Source organism: Pseudonocardia sp. ICBG1142 (assembly GCF_020496255.1).
GTDB lineage: Bacteria > Actinomycetota > Actinomycetes > Mycobacteriales > Pseudonocardiaceae > Pseudonocardia.
In genome coordinates this window covers 1,231,534-1,248,373 of the sequence record NZ_JAHLJC010000031.1, presented here as the reverse complement: position 1 = coordinate 1,248,373, position 16,840 = coordinate 1,231,534, and the positions used below count along the sequence as shown (strand labels likewise).

Sequence of the window (16,840 nt, the reverse complement as noted above, 5' to 3'; positions counted from 1 at the left end):
CTGTGACCCGATACACCGGGGCCGGTCCGGACACCGTGCGCCGTCGCGCCCACCCGGTGATCGCCGGCAGTGAGAGGATCGGTGCCGGTTCGGGCACCGTTCCCCTCACTCGTCGCGATCATCGCCGGGTCGCGACGGTCGTCGTCGCGGGGCCGGGGACGACCGCGGCCCCGCACCCGGAGCGGGTGCGGGGCCGTCGGGCGTGGTCACCGTCAGCCGGCGGCCGGCACCGCCGCGAGCGGGTCGCCCACCAGCCCGGCCGCGAGCGTGTTGCCCGTCGGCGGGTCGATCAGCAGGAACCCGCCGGTCGTGCGGACGCGGGCGTAGGCGTCGACCGGCAGCGGGTCGGCGACGCGCAGCGACACCCGTCCGATGTCGTTGATCTCCAGCTTCTCCGGGGCGGGGGCGTAGGACACCGTCTCGGTGTCCAGCCGCGACCCCAGCGCCCCGACGATCACCTGGGTGGTGCGGGTGCCGTGCTTGAGCAGCAGTCGCGCGCCGGGCAGCAGCGGCTTCTCGGCCAGCCAACACAGCGTCGCGTCGATCTCGGAGGTGACCTCCGGGACGTCGGACGCGGCCGCGATCAGGGCGCCGCGGGGGGCGTCGATGTCGTCGGCGAGCAGCACCGTCACGCTGAGCCCGGCCCCGGCGGCCGCCAGCGGGCCGTCGGCGGTCCGGACCTCGGAGACGGTGGTGCGGTGCCCCTCGGGCAGGACGACGACCTCGTCGCCCGGACGGACGGTGCCCGAGGCGACCTGGCCCGCGTAGCCGCGGTAGTCGTGGAGCTCGTCCGTGCGGGGCCGGATCACGTACTGGACCGGCATCCGGAACGGGGCCGTGGTGTCCGGGCCCTCGACCGGGACCGACTCCAGGTGCTCCAGCAGCGTCGGCCCGGTGTACCAGGGGGTGTGCCCGCTGCGGGACGCCACGTTGTCCCCGACCAGCGCGGACACCGGGATGACCTGCACCGCGGCGTCGTCGAAGCCGAGCGAACGGGTGAGCTCGGTGAACTCGCGCTCGATGTCGGCGATCTTGGCCTCGTCGTACTCGATGAGGTCGATCTTGTTGATCGCCAGGACCAGACGCGGGACGCGCAGCAGCGACAGCACCGCGGCGTGCCGGCGGGTCTGGGAGACCACGCCGTTGCGGGCGTCGACCAGCAGCACCGCCAGCTCGGCGGTGGAGGCGCCGGTGACGGTGTTGCGGGTGTACTGCACGTGACCCGGGGTGTCGGCGAGCACGAACTCCCGCGTCGGCGTGCCGAAGTAGCGGTAGGCGACGTCGATGGTGATGCCCTGCTCGCGCTCGGCGCGCAGGCCGTCGACGAGCAGCGACAGGTCCGGGGTGGACATCCCCTTGTCGACCGAGGCGCGCTCGACGGCCTCGATCTGGTCGGCCAGTACCGACTTGGTGTCGTAGAGCAGGCGCCCGACCAGGGTGGACTTGCCGTCGTCGACGGAGCCCGCCGTGGCGAAGCGCAGCAGGTCGCGCGGGGTGGCGGTGTCGACCATCAGAAGTAGCCCTCCTTCTTCCGGTCCTCCATCGCGGCTTCGGACAGCCGGTCGTCGGCCCGGGTCGCGCCACGCTCGGTGAGCCGCGACGCGGTGACCTCGGCGATGACCTCGTCGAGGGTGGTGGCGGTGGACTCGACGGCTCCGGTGCACGAGCCGTCGCCCACCGTGCGGTAGCGGATCGACCTGCGTTCCAGCTTCTCGCCGTCGCGCGCTCCGCCCCAGGGACCCTCGGCGAGCCACATGCCGTCGCGCTGGAACACCTCGCGCTCGTGCGCGTAGTAGATCGACGGCAGCTCGATGCCCTCGCGCCGGATGTAGCGCCAGACGTCGAGCTCGGTCCAGTTGGAGATGGGGAACACCCGGACGTGCTCGCCGGGGGCGTGCCGTCCGTTGTAGAGGTTCCACAGCTCCGGGCGCTGCTTGCGCGGGTCCCAGCGGCCGAACGCGTCGCGCAGGCTCATGATCCGCTCCTTGGCCCTGGCGCGCTCCTCGTCGCGCCGGCCGCCGCCGAACACGGCGTCGTAGCGGTGCTCGGCGATCGCGTCGAGCAGCGGCTGGGTCTGCAGCGGGTTGCGGGTGCCGTCGGCGCGCTCGACGAGCCGGCCGTCGGCGAGGTAGTCCTCGACGCGGGCGACGTCCAGGCGCAGCCCGTGCTGCGCGGCGACCCGGTCCCGGAACTCGATGACCTCGGGGTAGTTGTGCCCGGTGTCGACGTGCAGCAGACCGAACGGCACCTTGGCCGGCGCGAACGCCTTGATCGCCAGGTGCACCAGCAGTGTCGAGTCCTTGCCACCGGAGAACAGGATCACCGGGCGGTCGAACTCGCCGGCGACCTCGCGGAACACGTGGATCGCCTCGGACTCCAGGGCGTCGAGCGCGTCCAGGGCCGGGGTCGTGACGGCGGGGGTCACGGCGGTCTCCTCCAGGGCGGTCATGCGTGCAGCCCGCACTCGGTCTTGGCGCGACCGGCCCAGCGACCGGAGCGGGGGTCCTCGCCGGGCTTCGGCTTCGCCGTGCAGGGGGCGCAGCCGATGCTCGGGTATCCGGCGTCGACCAGCGGGTTCACCAGGATTCCGTGCTCGGCGATGTAGGCGTCCATGTCCTCGTCGGACCAGGCGGCGATCGGGTTGACCTTCACCAGGCCGAACTTCTCGTCGTGGGTGACCAGCGGGGTGTTCGCCCGGGTCGGGGCCTCGACCCGGCGGACGCCGGTGACCCAGGCGTCGTAGCCGGACAGGGTCCGCTCCAGCGGGACGACCTTGCGCAGCGCACAGCAGCGGTCCGGCTCGCGGGCGAACAGGTCCTTGCCGTACTCGGCGTCCTGCTCGGCGACCGACTGGTCCGCCTGCGCGTTCACGATGCGCAGCTGCGGGTAGACGGCGTCGACCGCGTCGCGGGTGCCGATGGTCTCCGCGAAGTGGTAGCCGGTCTCCAGGAACAGCACGTCGACGTCCGGCTTCGCCCGCTGGGCGAGGTCGACCAGCACGGCGTCCTGCATGTTGGAGGCGACGATCAGCCGGTCGCCGAAGGTCTCCGCGGCCCAGGCGAGCACCTGCTCGGCGGTCGCGTCCGGACCGAGGTCGGCGGCACCGCGCTCGGCGGTGACCCGCAGGTCGTTCTCCAGGGCAACACTCATGATTCCGCTCCCGAGGTCTCGGGGACGCCGATCCCCACGAAGGTCACGACGAAGGTGCGCAGGCAGCCGGCGCACCACCAGGCGGCGCCGGGGACCTTGTCCGACCGTTCGGCCGGACGCAGGTCCTCCTCGCCGCAGTACGGGCAGTAGAACGTCGCGGCGCGCTCGCTCATTTCAGGTCCGCCTCGTCGGCCCGCAGGACCCACTGGGCGAAGCGCTCGTCGCCGTCGCGCTGCTCGGCGAAGCGGCGCACGATCCGCTCGACGTAGTCACCGAGCTCGGCGCTGGTGACCTTGAGCCCGCGCAGCTTGCGGCCGAACCCGGAGTCGAGCCCGAGGCCGCCGCCCAGGTGCACCTGGAAGCCCTCGACCTGGTTGCCGTCGGCGTCGGTGACGATCTGGCCCTTGAGCCCGATGTCGGCGACCTGGGTGCGGGCGCAGGCATTCGGGCAGCCGTTGAGGTGCAGCGTGATCGGCACGTCGGGGACGACGTCGGCGAGGCGCTTCTCCAGGTCCTCGACCAGCCGGATCGCCCGTTCCTTGGTCTCGACGATCGCGAGCTTGCAGAACTCGATGCCGGTGCAGGCCATCGTCGAACGACGCCAGGTCGACGGCCGGGCCGGCAGCCCGAGCTTGTTCAGGTCCTCGATCAGCCCGTCGAGCTTGTCGTCGGCCACGTCCAGCACGACGATCTTCTGGTACGGGGTGAACCGGATGCGGTCCGACCCGGCGCGCTCGGCGGCGTCGGCGACGGCGAGCAGCGTCGTGCCCGACACCCGGCCCGAGGGCGGGGCGACGCCGACGTAGTTGCGGCCGTCCTTCTGCTTGTGGACGCCGACGTGGTCGATCGGGCGCTCGGGGACCGCCGGAGCGGGGCCGTCGACCAGCTTCCGGCCCAGGTACTCGTCCTCCAGGACCTGGCGGAACTTCTCCGGGCCCCAGTCGGCGATGAGGAACTTGATGCGGGCGCGGTGGCGCAGGCGGCGGTAGCCGTAGTCGCGGAAGACCTGGATGACGCCGTGCCACACGTCGGGCACCTCGTCCAGCGGGACCCAGGCGCCGAGGCGCTCCGCGATCCGCGGGTTGGTCGACAGGCCACCGCCGACCCACAGGTCGAAGCCGGGGCCGTGCTCGGGGTGCTCCACGCCGACGAAGGAGATGTCGTTGATCTCGTGCGCGACGTCCTGCTGCCAGGAGATCGCGGACTTGAACTTGCGCGGCAAGTTCGACAGCTCGCGGTCGCCGATGAAGCGGCGCACGATCTCGTCGATGGCCGGGGTCGGGTCCACCACCTCGTCGGCGGAGACGCCGGCGACGGGGGAGCCCATGACCACGCGCGGGCAGTCGCCGCAGGCCTCGGTGGTCTGCATGCCCAGCGGCTCGATCAGGTTCCAGATCGCCGGGACGTCCTCGACGCGGATCCAGTGGTACTGGATGTTCTCCCGGTCGGTGACGTCGGCGGTGTCGCGGCCGTAGCGCTGCGAGACCTCACCGAGCGCGCGCAGCTGCTCGACCGAGACCGAGCCACCGTCGAGGCGCACGCGCATCATGAAGTACTCGTCGTCGAGCTCCTCGGGCTCCAGCGCCGCGGTGCGGCCGCCGTCGATCCCGGGCCTGCGCTGGGTGTAGAGCCCCATCCAGCGGAACCGACCGCGCAGGTCGGCGGGGTCGATCGAGTCGAAGCCGCGCTTGGCGTAGACGTTCTCGATCCGCGCGCGCACGTTGAGCGGGTTGTCGTCGCGCTTGCTGCGCTCGTTGGGGTTCAGCGGTTCGCGGTGGCCGAGCTTCCACTGCCCCTGGCCCTTCGGGCGGCGGGGTGCGGTCTTCGAGGGCGCCATGTGGTGGGTGCTCCGATGTGGGTTCGGGCGCACTCCGGCCCGGGACGGGGCGCGGAGCGGCCCGGGCGGTTCAGAAGGGGCCGTCGGGTCAGTGCCGACGACAGAGCGCGCTACGGGTCCGGTTCAGGTCCACGTGGCGACGCGCCACGAGGCGGAGACGGAGTGCGGGCACGGATACAGGGTGCCACGGTGTCCGGACCTGCCACAAAGTGATGTTCGCATCCTGGGAGAGGTGGGCTGATAGGTCCGGACGTTCGCCGCCGGGACGGCCGTTCCGGCCGGAAACGCCACGGTGCGGGTGCCGGTTCGGCCATTCTCCGCCCATGACGACGCCCGACGCCACCTCCTGGCAGCACGACCCGACCCCGTCGACGGACGTGGTGCACCTGCGGCCGCAACCGGTGCGCGTCGCGGTCGGGGTCGTGCTCTCGGCCGTGGCGATGCTCGCCGCGATCGCCTTCCTGCGGGCGGCGGCCACCGGCTGGTCGGTGATGGACGACGGGCGCCCCGGCAACACCGTCGTGACCCGGCTGATCGGCCTGGTGTTCGGCCTGATCGCGCTGGTGGCGGCGGTCGCCTTCTTCGTGACGGCCGCGCGCATCCGGCTCGCCCGCCGCGTCGTCGTCGGGCCGGACGCCGTCGAGCTGGTCGCCCCGGTCGAGCCGGACCGTCCGGTGCGGCTGCCCCGCGGCGTCCTCCGCCGGGTCACCGTGCACACCGCGATGCGGTCCACGCCACGGCTGCTCCCGGTCCCGGCGTTCCTGCGCCTGGAGCTGTCGGTGCCGCCGGTCGGTGACGCCGTGTACGAGCTGCTGGAGACCGATCCGGGGATCGTGGAGTACCCGCTCGACGGGTTCGACGTCCCGGCGGTGGCCCGCGCCCTCGGCGTCCCGGTCGAGGTCCGGGTGCCGACCCGTCCGACCCGGTAGTGGCACACTCGCCGGACGTGACCTCCGTGCCGCCGGCCTTCGGGCTCTACGTCCACGTGCCGTTCTGCGCGACCCGCTGCGGCTACTGCGACTTCAACACCTACACCGCCTCCGAGCTGGCCGGTGACGCCGCGTCCCCGGACGGCTGGCTCGCCGCCGCCCGCGCCGAGATCGCGCTCGCCGCCCGCACGGTGGGGGACCGCACCGTGGAGACGGTGTTCGTCGGTGGCGGCACCCCGTCGCTGATCGGCGCGGACCGGCTCGTCGCGATGCTCGACTGCGTCCGCGAGCACCTCCCGCTCGCCGAGGACGCCGAGGTCACCACCGAGTCCAACCCCGAGTCGGTCTCCCCGGAGTTCTTCGACCGGCTGCGGGCCGGCGGGTTCACCCGCATCTCGCTGGGCATGCAGTCCGCCGCCCCGCACGTGCTCGCCGTGCTCGACCGCACGCACACCCCCGGGCGCGCCGTCGCCGCCGCCCGGGAGGCCCGTGCTGCCGGGTTCGCCCACGTCAACCTGGACCTGATCTACGCCACCCCCGGCGAGACCGACGACGACCTGCGCGCCTCCGCCGACGCCGTCCTCGACGCCGGTGTCGACCACGTCTCGGCCTACGCGCTCATCGTCGAGGACGGGACCGCGCTGGCCCGCCGGGTCCGCCGCGGCGAGCTGCCCGCTCCCGACGACGACGTCGCCGCCACCCGTTACGAGCTGCTCGACGCCCGGCTGCGCGACGCCGGACTCGCCTGGTACGAGGTCTCGAACTGGTCGCTGCCCGGGGCCGAGTGCCGGCACAACCTGGGCTACTGGCGTGACGGCGACTGGTGGGGGATCGGCCCCGGCGCGCACTCCCACCTGGCCGGGACGCGCTGGTGGAACGTCAAGCACCCGGCGCGCTGGGCCGGCGCGCTCGCCGCGGGGGAGACACCCGAGGGCGGACGCGAGGAGCTCACCGCCGACGAGCGGCACACCGAGCGGGTCATGCTGCGGCTGCGCCTGGCCGAGGGCATGGCCATGACCCTGCTGCACGACGGCGGTCGCGCGGCCGCCGCCCGCGCCGTCGCCGAGGGGCTGCTGGACCCGGTGGCGCACGCGGCGGGCCGCGCCGTGCTGACCGACCGCGGACGGCTGCTGGCCGACCGGGTCGTCACCGAACTGCTGATCGCCGACGAGGAACCCGCCGCGACCGGTCCCGCCACCGCGAGCGGTCCCGCCACCGCGGGGGTGCTCGGCACCGCAGGCCCGGCGGGGGTCCGGTGAGCCCGCGCCGCCGGGCGCTGCTGGTCGTCGTCGCGCTGCTGGTCGCGGTGGGTGTGGTGGCCGCGGTCGTCGTCGCCCTGCCCGGCGCGTCCCGCGGCGCGCGCGGGCCCGTCGCCCAGGACCGACCGGGACCGGTCCTGCTCGTCCCCGGCTACGGCGGCGACCGCACCGGCCTGGAGGTCCTCGCCGGGGCCCTGCGTGCCCAGGGCCGCGACGCCCGCGTCCTGGCCCTCGGCGGCGACGGCACCGGCGACCTCGACCGGCAGGTGGACGTGCTGGACCGCGCGGTCACCGTCGCCACCGATTCCGGGGCGCCGTCGGTCGACGTCGTCGGCTACTCCGCGGGCGGCGTCGTCGCCGGGCTGTGGGCGGTCCGCGACGACGGCCCGGCCCGGGCCCGGCGGATCGTGTCGATCGGCTCCCCGCTGGCCGGGACGACCGTCGCCGGGTCCGCCGCCGCGCTCGCCCCGGAGGCGTGCCCGCAGGCCTGCCGCCAGCTCGTCCCGGGCTCGGCGCTGCTGGGGGAGCTCGCCGGTGCCGGGACGGCGGTGCCGTGGCTGTCGGTGTGGACCGACCGCGACCGGGTCGTCACCCCGCCCACCTCGGCCCGCCTCGACGGCGCGGTCAACGTGGAGCTGCAGCAGCTGTGCCCGGGCTCGACCGTCGGCCACGGCGCCCTGCCCGCCGACGACGCCGTGATCGGCCTGGTCGTCCGTGCGCTGTCCACCGCACCGATCGAGGCGGCCCCGGCCGACTGCGGCACCCTGCGCGCCGCGGGCTGAAGCGGGCGGGCTGAGGCGGGCGGGCCGCTGCGGGCGGGCGGTCAGCTCGCGATGTCCTTGGTCGCCAGGTTCGCCCACGCCGCCCCGACGGCGACGGCCACCCAGCCGGCCTGCACCCACGCCCCGGTGCGGGCGGCGTCGTAGAGGACCGGGTCGCGGTAGAGGTCGATCCAGGCGAGCCAGTGCGCCGTCGGCAGGAAGTCGACGAACGCGGCCGAGGCGTCGAGGGCCTGCAGCGACGCGCTGGTCACGACGACCGCGAGCACCGCCAGCGCCGCCGCCAGCGGCGAGTCGGTCAGGGTGGAGAAGAAGATCCCCAGCGAGCCCAGGGTGAGCATGCACAGCGCCAGGTAGGCCACGGTCAGCCCGGTCCGGGTCGCCAGGTCCGCCGGCTCGATCACCGTCCCGGACAGCGACGCGACCGAGCCGGGCCCGGCGTCGACCGGGGGCAGGGTCAGGCCCCCGGTGGCGGTGGTGGTGCCGGTGCCGAACACCGCGATCCCCACGACGTACGACGTCAGCACCACCAGGGTCACCGCGGTGACCACGAAGAACGCCACCGACACCAGCTTCGCCACGAGCAGCCGCAGCCGTCCGACCGGCCGGATCAGCAGGTAGCGCAGCGTCCCCGCGGCGGCCTCCCCGGCGATGGTGTCCCCGGCGACCACCGCCACGGTGATCGGCAGCAGGATCGGCAGCACCAGCGCCAGCGCGAACGCCGGGAAGATCTGCCCGTTCGTCGCGACCGCGGACAGGAACGCCGGTCCCTGCCCCGGCGGCGGGAGGATCCCGGTGGCCGAGACGACCACCGCGACCAGTGCCGGCAGCGCGCACAGCAGCAGCCAGCACAGCCACACCCGGGTGCGGCGCAGCAGCAGCGCGAGCTCGACGAGGATCACCGCGCCACCTCCCGCCCGGCCGTCGCCACCCGGTCCGAGCCGTCACCGGTGCGTTCCAGGACCACCTGTTCCAGAGTGCGTCGCTCGGGTTCCAGCGACGCCACCGGCACCCCGGCCCGCACCAGGTGCGCGTTGAGGTCGGCGGGGTCGACGGCCCGCACCACGAGCCGGTCGCCGTCGGCGGACTCCAGCGCCCGGCCGAGCACCCGCGCCGCGGCCGCCGGGGCCGGGGTGCGGACCATGACCCGGCCGGTGGGTGCGCGCAGCTCGTCGAGATCCTGGACGAGCACCAGGTGCCCGGCGTCCATCACCCCGAACCCGGGTGCACAGCGTCTCCACCTCGGCGAGCAGGTGGCTGGACAGCACCACGGTCGTGCCCCGGTCGTTCAGTGCGGTCAGCAGGGCACGCATCTCCCCGATGCCGCGCGGGTCGAGGCCGTTGGTCGGCTCGTCGAGCAGCAGCAGCTCCGGGGTGCGCAGCAGCGCCGAGGCGATGCCCAGGCGCTGGCGCATCCCCAGCGAGTACGCCCGCACCGGGCGGCGGTCGACCCCGCCCAGGCCGACCTGGTCCAACGCGTCCTGCACCCGTCGTCGCCGGTCGGCGGGCCGGTGCAGCGGGCCGCCCACCGAGCCCGCCGCGTCGAGCAGGGTCAGGTTCGCCCGCCCCGACAGCCCCGGCCAGGCGGCGGGGGACTCGACCAGCGCCCCGACCCGGGGCAGCACCGTGGCCGCGGCCCGCGGCATCGGCGAGCCCAGCACCTCGATCGACCCCGAGGTGGCGTGCACCAGTCCGAGCAGCATCCGCACCAGCGTCGTCTTGCCCGAGCCGTTCGGGCCCAGCAGCCCGAACCGCGATCCGGCCGGCACCGCCAGGTCGACGCCGTCGACGGCGGTGACCCGGCCGAACCGCTTGGTCAGGGCGTGCGTCGCGACCACCGGGTCGTTCACCGGCCCGCCCCCATCAGCTCGACGGCGGCGGACTCCAGCACACCGGGTCGCACCGTCCCGGCCAGCAGCACCCCGCGCCGTCGCCGACGGGCGACGACCAGGCTGAGCAGCGGCGTCGCCACCCGGGCGGCCGAGCCGCCGGGCAGGCCCGGCACGTCCACCCCGCCCGCGGCGGCCGAGCCGCGCACGATCCCGTCGACGACCTCCGGCCCGGCCGGGACCAGCACGAACCGGTCGACCCCCGTCCCGTAGACGCCGACCCCGGGCAGCAGCTCGGCGGCCGGGACGTCCCCGGACACCGGCAGCTCCACCCGGTCCCGGCCGGCGAGCCGGTCCGGCGGCGGGACCGCGCCGACCCCCTGCAGCGACCCGGTCAGGCCGTCCGGGCGGGTCCGTACCCGCTCCGCCGACGACGGCGGCGCCGGGACGAGGCCGGAGCCGGGTGGCGGGCCGGTCTCCACCGCCTCGAACGCCGTCTCCAGGAGCGGGCCCGCGCCGTCCCGGGCGGCGATCTCGACCGCGACCGGGAGGGCGCCGTCGCCGACGAGGACCGACCACACGTCGATCCGGCCGGCCAGGCTGTCCGGGTCGGCCGGGGTCACCCGCAGCCCGGCCGCGGCCAGCCCGGCCACCCGGCGCGGCGGCAGCGCCGTCACCGGGTCGTCCGGGGTGGCGCCGAGCAGCCGGCGGGCCAGGTCGGCCGGGGCGAGGTCCGAGGCCCGCGGGAACCGCACCGGGGCGAGTGGCTCGATGGTGGTGAGCCGGTTCGCGCCGTAGTCCCAGACCTGCTCGACCTGCCCGTCGCGGTAGGTGTCGACCTCGCCGACCGGGGTCAGCTCGTCGACCCGCCAGCGGCCGTCGTCGGCGACCTGGACGCGGAGCCGGGTGGTGGTGGACAGCAGGCGGGCCGCGGACCCGATCGGCGCGACGGTGGGCAGCCCGAGCCGGCCGGTCGCCGTCGCCAGCCCGGAGTGGGGGACGACACCTGCCAGGATCCGGGCCCGCAGCGCGACCGGGTCCGGCGTCCCGGCGCCGCCGTCGACGGGGAGCCAGCGGTCGGTCGTACCGGCCGCGACCAGGGCGAGGGCGCCGGCGCCGACGATCAGGGAGCGCCGGCCGAAGCGGCGTGCGGACATCACCCCACCCACCGTGCCACGCCGTGTGCCGCGGCCGCGCGACCGCGGCGGAGCTTAGGATGGACGGGGCATACCGGGGGAGGTGCGATGAGATGAACGCCGACGAACGGCGCTTCGCCGTACTACGGGCCATCGTGGCCGACTACGTGTCGACGCAGGAGCCCGTGGGCTCCAAAGCCATCGTCGACCGGCACAACCTCGGGGTGTCGAGCGCAACGGTCCGCAACGACATGGCCGTCCTCGAGGAGGACGGGCTGATCGCCCAGCCGCACACCAGCGCCGGCCGGATCCCGACCGACAAGGGCTACCGTCAGTTCGTCGACCGGATCTCGCAGGTCAAGCCGCTGTCGTCGGCGGAGAAGCGGGCCGTGCAGACGTTCCTGGACGGTGCGGTCGACCTGGACGACGTGCTGCGCCGCTCGGTGCGGCTGCTCGCGCAGCTGACCCGCCAGGTCGCCGTCGTGCAGTACCCGACGCTGACCCGCTCCACGGTCCGCCACCTGGAGGTCGTGCAGCTGACCCCGGCCCGGCTGATGCTGGTGCTGATCACCGACTCCGGGCGCGTCGACCAGCGCGTCGTGGACCTGGGGGACGTGCTCGCCGACGACGACGTCGCCCGGCTGCGCGAGATGCTCGGCAACGCCCTCAACGGTCGCAAGCTCGCCGAGGCCTCCGCGGCCGTCGCCGAGCTGCCCGACACCGCGCCGGAGGACCTGCGCACCCCGCTGCTGCACCTCGCGACGGTGCTCATCGAGACCCTCGTCGAGCACCCCGAGGAGCGGATGGTGCTGGGCGGCACGGCGAACCTGACCCGCAGCCACGCCGACTTCCCCGGCTCGCTGCGCCAGGTCCTGGAGGCGCTGGAGGAGCAGGTCGTGGTCATGCGGCTGCTCGCGGCGTCGCAGGAGTCCGGGCTGGTCACCGTCCGGATCGGCGAGGAGAACGAGGCCGAGGACCTGCGCACGGCGTCCGTGGTCACCGTGGGGTACGGCTCGGGGACCCCACTGGGCGGGATGGGCGTCGTCGGGCCCACCCGGATGGACTACCCGGGCACGATCTCGGCGGTGCATGCGGTCGCCCGGTACGTGGGTGAGATCCTGACCGGTCGGTAGGCCCTTTCATCGTCGTTGTAGGTACTTCTCAGAGGAAAAGAGCCAGGTGGCACGCGACTACTACGGGATCCTGGGCGTCGAGCGCGGCGCCGACGCCTCGGAGATCAAGCGGGCGTACCGCAAGCTCGCCCGTGAGCTGCACCCGGACGTCAACCCCGATCCCGGCGCCCAGGAGCGGTTCCGGGAGGTGAGCGCCGCCTACGAGGTGCTGACCGACCCGGAGAAGCGCCGGGTCGTCGACCTCGGTGGCGACCCCCTCGACGCCCGCGGCGGGGGTGGCGGCGGCGGTGACCCGTTCGCCGGGTTCGGCGGCTTCAGCGACATCATGGACGCGTTCTTCGGCGGCACCGCGGCCGGTGGACGCGGGCGTGGCCCGCGCAGCCGGGTCCAGCCCGGGGCCGACGCGCTGATCCGGATGGAGCTGACGCTGGAGGAGTGCGCCGCCGGTGTGCAGCGCGACCTCGCCGTCGACACCGCGGTCCTGTGCACCCAGTGCCAGGGCTCCGGCTGCGCGGACGGCACCCGTCCCACCGCCTGCGACACCTGCGGCGGCTCCGGGGAGATCCAGAGCGTGCAGCGCTCGTTCCTCGGGCAGGTCGTCACCGCGCGGCCCTGCCCGACCTGCCGCGGGTTCGGCGAGGTCATCCCCGACCCGTGCCGCCAGTGCGCGGGAGACGGCCGGGTCCGGTCGCGGCGCACCGTCTCGGTCAAGATCCCGGCCGGCGTCGCCGAGGGCATGCGGGTGCGCCTGTCCGGGCAGGGCGAGGTCGGCTCCGGTGGCGGTCCCGCCGGTGACCTCTACGTCGAGGTGGAGGAGGCGCCGCACGAGCTGTTCACCCGCGACGGCGCCGACCTGCACTGCACGCTCCCACTGCCGATGACCGCGGCCGCGCTCGGCACCACGCTGCCGCTGCCGCTGCTCGACGGCACGATCGCCGAGATCGACGTCGAGCCGGGCACCCAGCACGGCACGGTCCGCACGCTGCGCGGCAAGGGCATGCCCCGGCTGCGCTCCACCGGGCGCATCGACGGCCACGGCGACCTCCTCGTGCACGTGGAGGTGGTGGTGCCGACCCGGCTGGACAAGGAGCAGACCGACCTGCTGCGCAAGCTCGCCGAGCTGCGCGGCGAGGCACAGCCGGACCTGATCGGTGGCTCGCGCAACGGTCACGGCCTGTTCTCCAAGCTGCGCGACAGCTGGACCGGACGCTGACCCGGTGACGACGGCGCCGCTGTTCCTGGTCGACGACGTCGCGTCCCTCCCGCGCCCGGGCTCCGACATGGTGCTCGACGGCCCGGAGGGGCGGCACGCCGCGACCGTGCGACGGCTGCGCCCCGGCGAGGCGCTGGTGCTCTCCGACGGCCGGGGCGGGCTCGCCCGCGCCGAGGTCGTCGACGTCGCCGGGCGGGACGCGCTGACCGTGCGGCTGCACGCGGTGACCCGGGTGCCCGCACCCGCGGTCCGCGTCGTCGTCGCGCAGGCGCTGGTCAAGGGCGACCGCGGCGAGCTCGCCGTGGAGACCGCGACCGAGGCCGGTGCCGACGGGTTCGTCCCCTGGAAGGCGGCGCGCTGCGTCACCCGCTGGGACGACGGCCCGCGCGGGGCGAAGGCCCTCGAACGCTGGCGGTCCACCGTGCGGGAGGCGGCCAAGCAGGCCCGGCGGCCGTGGCAGCCCGGGGTCGCCGACCCGGTGACCACCGCGCAGCTCGCCGCCCGGGTCGGTGCCGCCGACACCGCGCTGGTGCTGCACGAGTCCGCGGGCGACGACCTCGCCTCGGTCGCGTTGCCCGCCGCGGGGGAGGTGCTGCTCGCCGTCGGACCGGAGGGCGGCGTCGACGACGCCGAGCTCGACCGCCTCGCCGACGCCGGCGCCGGCCCGGTCCGGATGGGACCGGAGGTGCTGCGGGCCTCCACCGCGGCCTGCGTCGCGCTCGGCGCGCTCGCCGTGCGCACCGGCCGCTGGGCCCGCTGACCCCGCCGGGGCCGTCTCTTTCCGGCGATTCCGTCGTCGTGGGCCGGGTTCGGATGCCATCATCCGCCGCGTGAGTGACCATGCTCCCCGGATCGGACGTCGCGCGCTGCTGGCCGGCCTCGCCGCCTCCCCGCTGCTCGGCGCCTGCGGCAACGACGCCCCCGCGGCCCCGCGCCGACCCCCGCGTGACGAGGCCGTACCGCGGACCGAGCGGATGGCCTACGGCGGCCAGCCCCAGCAGTTCGGCGAGCTGACCTTCCCGGCCACCCGGGACCTGCCCCGCGGCACCGTGCTCGTCGTGCACGGCGGGTTCTGGCGGGCCGGTACCGACCTCACGGTCATGCGGCCGGTGGTCGACGCGCTGGTCGCGGCGAACTTCGCGGTCTGGAACATCGAGTACCGCACGGTGAACGCCGGCGGCGGCTGGCCCTCCACCTTCGACGACGTCGCGATGGCCGCCGACCACCTCGCCACCCTGCGCTCCACCCGGCTCGACCTGCGCCGGCTCGTCGTGCTCGGGCACTCGGCGGGCGGGCACCTCGCGGGCTGGCTCGCGATGCGCGCGAAGCTCACCCCCGGTGACCCGGGCGCCGCGCCAGCGGTGCGCCCGGCCGGGGTGGTCTCGCTGGCCGGGGTGCTCGACCTGGCCGGCGGGATGCTGCTCGGCGACGGCGCCGTCGCCGACCTCGTCGCGGCGACCCCGGCCGCCGACCCGGCCCGGTTCCGCGCGACCAGCCCGATGGAGGCCGTCCCGCTCGGGGTGCCGTCGGTGTGCGTGCACGGCACCGCCGACGAGGTCGTCCCGCTCTCCCAGAGCGAGGACTTCGTCGCCGCCGCGACGGCCACCGGGGACCGTTCGGAGCTCGTGCGGGTCGAGGGCGCGAACCACCTGCAGCTCATCGACGTGCGCCATCCGGGCTGGGCGGCGGCGCTGGCGGCGGTGGAACGCCTGAGCGCGCCCGCCTGACCCGCTGCCGAATCCGCGGGTGCCGTCCGCGGTCCGACCGGTACGATCGGCGCAGTCCGGCGACCCGACGTACGAGGCAGGCGAACACACTCTTGACCGGCACCGAACCCGGCCCCACCCCTCGGACCGACGAGCGGTCCGACGCAGCACCGGGCGGGACCGTCCGGTCGAGGATGGCCGTGCCGGACACCGCCCTCCTCGCCCTGCTCGGCTCGCGCGACGAGAGCCTGCGCGCCGCCGAGGAGGAGCTGACCGCCGACGTCCACGTCCGCGGCAACGAGCTGACCCTGTCCGGGGACCCCGGCGACGTCGCCTTCGCCGAGCGGGTCTTCACCGAGCTGATCACCCTGGCCGAGCGCGGCCAGCTGGTCGGCGCGGACACCGTGCGCCGCACGGTGCAGATGCTCTCGGCGGAGAACACCGCCGACGAGCGGCTCGGCGAGTCCCCGGCCGAGGTGCTGAGCCTGGACATCCTGTCCCGGCGCGGGAAGACCATCCGGCCCAAGACGCTCAACCAGAAGCGCTACGTCGACGCCATCGACGCGTTCACCATCGTCTTCGGCATCGGCCCGGCCGGTACCGGCAAGACCTACCTGGCGATGGCCAAGGCCGTGCAGGCGTTGCAGGCCAAGCAGGTCAACCGGATCATCCTGACCCGGCCCGCGGTCGAGGCGGGGGAGCGGCTGGGCTACCTGCCCGGCACGCTGTTCGAGAAGATCGACCCGTACCTGCGCCCGCTCTACGACGCGCTGCACGACATGATCGACCCGGAGTCGATCCCGAAGCTGATGGCCGCCGGGACGATCGAGGTCGCGCCGCTGGCGTACATGCGGGGAAGGACGCTCAACGACGCGTTCATCATCCTCGACGAGGCGCAGAACACCACGCCCGAGCAGATGAAGATGTTCCTCACCCGGCTCGGCTTCGGCTCGCGGATCGTGGTCACCGGCGACATCACCCAGGTCGACCTGCCGGGCAACGCCCGGTCCGGGCTGGCGGTCGTGCAGGACATCCTCGACGGCGTCGACGACGTGCACTTCTCCCGGCTCGAGAGCGCCGACGTGGTCCGGCACCGCCTGGTGTCCGACATCGTCGACGCCTACGCCCGGTTCGCCGCGGTCGAGCACCGCGCGGCCGCCGTCGGCAACGGCGCACCCCGCAACGGCCCCGCGCGGCGTCCCGACCGGCGGCGGTGACCGGGGACGGTGGCCAGGGGCGGGTGGCGCCCGGGACCGTCGGTGCGGCCGTCTAGGCTGCCCCGTACATCCGTATCGGCGAGCAGGGGCAGGGCAGCGGCGACGTGAGCATCGAGGTCGTCAACGAGTCCGGGGTCGCGGTCGACGAGGCGCAGATCGTGTCGGTCGCCCGGTACGCGCTGGACGCGATGAAGGTGAGCCCGTCCGCCGAGCTGGCGATCACCGCCGTCGGGCTGGACGCGATGGAGGAGCTGCACGTCCGCTGGATGGACGAGCCGGGCCCCACCGACGTCATGGCCTTCCCGATGGACGCCCTCGCCGAGGACACCCGGCGGCCCGACGCACCGGACCTGGGCCCCGCCCTGCTCGGTGACGTCGTGCTCTGCCCGGCCTTCGCCCGGGACCAGGCGCGCAAGGCCGGGCACACCCTGGCCGACGAGCTGCACCTGCTGACCGTGCACGGCATCCTGCACCTGCTCGGCTACGACCACCTCGAGCCCGAGGACGAGCGCGAGATGTTCGCGCTGCAGAACCGGCTGCTCGTCCGCTGGCGGGAGGACCGGGCCCGCGAGCGCGCCCGGGACGCCCAGAAGCGCAGCGACGACCGGCTGCTCGGTGCCGCCGGTTTCGAGGACGAGGTCGGCCGGTGACC

The 16,840-nt window shown here is 74.7% G+C and carries 17 protein-coding genes; 9 read left to right on the top strand and 8 right to left on the bottom strand.

Features of this window, described 5'->3' with window-relative positions; all coding sequences use genetic code 11:
• Positions 1–212: 212 nt before the first annotated feature.
• From KPL59_RS30045 to KPL59_RS30025, 5 genes are read right to left on the bottom strand one after another with little or no spacing between them, the layout of a single operon-like run.
• Positions 213–1,511, bottom strand: a complete 1,299-nt coding sequence (locus KPL59_RS30045) for a sulfate adenylyltransferase subunit 1 (RefSeq protein ID WP_226362774.1) — start codon at positions 1,509–1,511, stop codon at positions 213–215.
• Positions 1,511–2,449 (bottom strand): sulfate adenylyltransferase subunit CysD, encoded by a 939-nt coding sequence (gene cysD, locus KPL59_RS30040; protein WP_020624365.1) that lies wholly within the window; start codon positions 2,447–2,449, stop codon positions 1,511–1,513. The genes KPL59_RS30045 and cysD overlap by 1 nt, the downstream gene beginning before the upstream one ends.
• On the bottom strand, positions 2,446–3,150 hold the full coding sequence (locus KPL59_RS30035) for a phosphoadenylyl-sulfate reductase (protein ID WP_226362773.1): 705 nt from the start codon (positions 3,148–3,150) through the stop codon (positions 2,446–2,448). Before KPL59_RS30035 ends, cysD begins: the two co-directional genes overlap by 4 nt.
• Positions 3,147–3,323: a hypothetical protein gene (locus KPL59_RS30030; protein WP_020624363.1), complete on the bottom strand. Its 177-nt coding sequence runs from the start codon at positions 3,321–3,323 to the stop codon at positions 3,147–3,149. The genes KPL59_RS30035 and KPL59_RS30030 overlap by 4 nt, the downstream gene beginning before the upstream one ends.
• On the bottom strand, positions 3,320–4,987 hold the full coding sequence (locus tag KPL59_RS30025) for a nitrite/sulfite reductase (protein ID WP_226359205.1): 1,668 nt from the start codon (positions 4,985–4,987) through the stop codon (positions 3,320–3,322). Before KPL59_RS30025 ends, KPL59_RS30030 begins: the two co-directional genes overlap by 4 nt.
• A gap of 323 nt (positions 4,988–5,310) precedes the next feature.
• On the opposite strand from KPL59_RS30025, the gene KPL59_RS30020 reads away from it, so the two are divergent.
• Genes KPL59_RS30020 through KPL59_RS30010 form a run of 3 tightly spaced genes read left to right on the top strand, consistent with a single transcriptional unit; the run spans position 5,311 to position 7,957 of the window.
• Positions 5,311–5,916: a hypothetical protein gene (locus KPL59_RS30020; RefSeq protein WP_226362772.1), complete on the top strand. Its 606-nt coding sequence runs from the start codon at positions 5,311–5,313 to the stop codon at positions 5,914–5,916.
• The gene (hemW, locus tag KPL59_RS30015) at positions 5,916–7,175 is read left to right on the top strand and encodes a radical SAM family heme chaperone HemW (RefSeq protein WP_374111677.1); all 1,260 of its coding nucleotides are present in this window, start codon (positions 5,916–5,918) and stop codon (positions 7,173–7,175) included. Before KPL59_RS30020 ends, hemW begins: the two co-directional genes overlap by 1 nt.
• On the top strand, positions 7,172–7,957 hold the full coding sequence (locus KPL59_RS30010; protein WP_226362771.1) for a lipase: 786 nt from the start codon (positions 7,172–7,174) through the stop codon (positions 7,955–7,957). Before hemW ends, KPL59_RS30010 begins: the two co-directional genes overlap by 4 nt.
• Before the next feature lie 41 nt (positions 7,958–7,998).
• Here the strand turns inward: KPL59_RS30010 and KPL59_RS30005 are convergent, their stop codons facing one another.
• From KPL59_RS30005 to KPL59_RS29995, 3 genes are read right to left on the bottom strand one after another with little or no spacing between them, the layout of a single operon-like run.
• A complete protein-coding gene (locus KPL59_RS30005; protein ID WP_226362770.1) occupies positions 7,999–8,856 on the bottom strand; it encodes an ABC transporter permease in 858 nt (285 codons plus the stop codon).
• A 42-nt stretch (positions 8,857–8,898) separates the two neighbouring features.
• Positions 8,899–9,804: an ABC transporter ATP-binding protein gene (locus KPL59_RS30000; RefSeq protein WP_226362769.1), complete on the bottom strand. Its 906-nt coding sequence runs from the start codon at positions 9,802–9,804 to the stop codon at positions 8,899–8,901.
• Positions 9,801–10,940 carry a hypothetical protein gene (locus KPL59_RS29995; protein ID WP_226362768.1) on the bottom strand — a complete coding sequence of 380 codons (1,140 nt, stop codon included), beginning with the start codon at positions 10,938–10,940 and terminating at the stop codon, positions 9,801–9,803. Before KPL59_RS29995 ends, KPL59_RS30000 begins: the two co-directional genes overlap by 4 nt.
• Before the next feature lie 92 nt (positions 10,941–11,032).
• Between KPL59_RS29995 and hrcA the strand changes: the two genes are divergently transcribed.
• The 6 genes from hrcA to ybeY all read left to right on the top strand — a co-directional run bounded on the left by hrcA (position 11,033) and on the right by ybeY (position 16,838).
• Positions 11,033–12,052, top strand: a complete 1,020-nt coding sequence (gene hrcA / locus KPL59_RS29990; protein WP_075311390.1) for a heat-inducible transcriptional repressor HrcA — start codon at positions 11,033–11,035, stop codon at positions 12,050–12,052.
• A 46-nt stretch (positions 12,053–12,098) separates the two neighbouring features.
• Positions 12,099–13,265, top strand: coding sequence for a molecular chaperone DnaJ (dnaJ, locus tag KPL59_RS29985; RefSeq protein WP_020624625.1), 1,167 nt, complete (start codon positions 12,099–12,101; stop codon positions 13,263–13,265).
• 4 nt (positions 13,266–13,269) lie between these two features.
• Positions 13,270–14,025, top strand: a complete 756-nt coding sequence (locus tag KPL59_RS29980) for a 16S rRNA (uracil(1498)-N(3))-methyltransferase (RefSeq protein WP_226362767.1) — start codon at positions 13,270–13,272, stop codon at positions 14,023–14,025.
• Between the two features lie 70 nt (positions 14,026–14,095).
• Positions 14,096–14,992, top strand: coding sequence for a S9 family peptidase (locus tag KPL59_RS29975; RefSeq protein ID WP_226362766.1), 897 nt, complete (start codon positions 14,096–14,098; stop codon positions 14,990–14,992).
• A gap of 92 nt (positions 14,993–15,084) precedes the next feature.
• Positions 15,085–16,188, top strand: coding sequence for a PhoH family protein (locus tag KPL59_RS29970; protein WP_226362765.1), 1,104 nt, complete (start codon positions 15,085–15,087; stop codon positions 16,186–16,188).
• Between the two features lie 104 nt (positions 16,189–16,292).
• The gene (gene ybeY, locus KPL59_RS29965) at positions 16,293–16,838 is read left to right on the top strand and encodes an rRNA maturation RNase YbeY (protein WP_020624621.1); all 546 of its coding nucleotides are present in this window, start codon (positions 16,293–16,295) and stop codon (positions 16,836–16,838) included.
• The last annotated feature ends 2 nt before the right edge of the window (positions 16,839–16,840 follow it).

Excerpts from the sequence above, each read along its gene's own strand:
- KPL59_RS30045 (WP_226362774.1), bottom strand. The coding sequence starts at position 1,511 with ATGGTCGACACCGCCACCCCGCGCGACCTGCTGCGCTTCGCCACGGCG.
- cysD (WP_020624365.1), bottom strand. The coding sequence starts at position 2,449 with ATGACCGCCCTGGAGGAGACCGCCGTGACCCCCGCCGTCACGACCCCG.
- KPL59_RS30035 (WP_226362773.1), bottom strand. The coding sequence starts at position 3,150 with ATGAGTGTTGCCCTGGAGAACGACCTGCGGGTCACCGCCGAGCGCGGT.
- KPL59_RS30030 (WP_020624363.1), bottom strand. The coding sequence starts at position 3,323 with ATGAGCGAGCGCGCCGCGACGTTCTACTGCCCGTACTGCGGCGAGGAG.
- KPL59_RS30025 (WP_226359205.1), bottom strand. The coding sequence starts at position 4,987 with ATGGCGCCCTCGAAGACCGCACCCCGCCGCCCGAAGGGCCAGGGGCAG.
- KPL59_RS30020 (WP_226362772.1), top strand. The coding sequence starts at position 5,311 with ATGACGACGCCCGACGCCACCTCCTGGCAGCACGACCCGACCCCGTCG.
- KPL59_RS29995 (WP_226362768.1), bottom strand. The coding sequence starts at position 10,940 with ATGTCCGCACGCCGCTTCGGCCGGCGCTCCCTGATCGTCGGCGCCGGC.
- hrcA (WP_075311390.1), top strand. The coding sequence starts at position 11,033 with ATGAACGCCGACGAACGGCGCTTCGCCGTACTACGGGCCATCGTGGCC.